The organism is Streptococcus sp. LYSM12 (assembly GCF_004569635.1).
In the GTDB taxonomy this organism is placed as follows: domain Bacteria; phylum Bacillota; class Bacilli; order Lactobacillales; family Streptococcaceae; genus Streptococcus.
The window spans coordinates 1-1,563 of record NZ_SPOZ01000057.1; the positions used below are offsets into that span (position 1 = coordinate 1).

Consider the following 1,563-nt stretch of genomic DNA (forward strand, 5'->3'; position numbering starts at 1 on the left):
TGATGGTCTGACCATCGCTATAAGCTAAGGTTGAGACCGCTCCTGTTCCGTCGGTCTGCTTGGTCACCCGGTTCTCGTCATCATACTCATTTTGAATAACCTTGGTGCCATTGCCGTCAACCCAAGCTGTCATCCGACCCCTATCGTCATACTCATAGCGAGTCGGAACCCCCATCGCATCGGTATAGGTGATCAGATAGCCATTCTCATCATACTCATAGGTAAGCGTGGAGCCATTCGGGAGTTGGATTGCACCGATAGTACCTGCTTCATTGTAAGTAATCCCATAGACAAGACCAGTTGGGGAGGTCACCTTGGTGAGCTGGAAGTTTTCATTGTAGTCAAAGGTGGTCTTATTGCCTTTTTCATCCGTCTGGCTAATTAGAAGACCGTGGAAGTTGAAGACCTTTTCTTGATGGTTCTTGTCGGTAATCCGATACTCCTTGACATCATACTTCTCCTTTTCTTCCCCGCCGAAGTCACCCTCTTTGGTTTCAACGGTCTTGACTTCAAGTTTCAAGTCATAACCCGCTGGAGCTTTGTAGGTATCGCCGTCTTTGGTAAATTTGAGGATTGAACCATCTGTGCGAGTATAGTGAAGGTGTTGGTCCTCATCACTAGAAAGTTGTTCATTAAAGGCAAAGGACCAGCCTCGACCAAAGAGACTGTTCATCCCTGCGGCTTTGGAGTTATAGGTCCGGGCAATTTCAAAGTCGCCATCAATATCAGGGATAGACACGTCCACCCGCTCCAGATAGAAGTTCCCTGTGTTGAGGTTAATGGGTTCAAAGCCAAATTCACAGTGGAGACCCCGTCCCATCAATAACATGTCCACATCCGCCTTGGTCTTGTCTGTGAGAGCGGGCGGATTATAGGGCTTGTGGGCATTCTTTCTCGGATTGCGGATAAAAAGGGTGTTGTTTTTGACCACCAACATGTCCTGGATCCGGTTGTCAAACGCGAGTTGATGGAGCGGTACGCCATAGTAGGCCGCAATTTTCGGTAAGGTATCGTATTGGGTGACCTTATAAATGACAAACGAATCGCTCGACTTCTTCCCGCTAGACTGACCCTCTTTGTGGCTTTCCGCATCGATGGTATAGAGGGTATTAAGCGCTGGATCTGTAAAGGGATGAGTGGTCTGCCAGTTAGATAGTTTGTCACGATACTTGGTGGTTCCTGCTTCAAAGGCGGACTCAAAGCTGCTAGTATTGGGATACTTATAGGAATAGCTGGCAGGACTGTGACCACTGTAGTTCTTGGAAGCATCACTCAAGCTGTAGGCTACTTGAGCACCCGGGGTCGTGAGACCATCCGCAAAGACCCCTTGGAACTGGAGTTTGCCCTGCTTATCGGTCTTGACCATGGTCCGCAGGTTAATCGTGGTCTGACCCAGCGCATAATTCATATCGACAGGGTCGGGCACAGACCACTGAATGGTAAGGCTGGGCGCCTTGTCTGGAGTAAAGCCAATCTGACCCGCATTTTCAGCAGTAGCCTCTGTCGTATAGAAAGCCCCGCCATCTGCACCCTCGTCGGTCGCTGCGACGACCAGCCCATAGT

Annotated in this window: 1 protein-coding gene; it reads right to left on the reverse strand. The window is 49.5% G+C overall.

Annotation, left to right across the window (positions count from 1 at the left end):
• Window positions 1-1,563: DUF6531 domain-containing protein (locus E4T79_RS10650; protein ID WP_228063858.1), on the reverse strand; the 1,563-nt coding region annotated here is incomplete at both ends.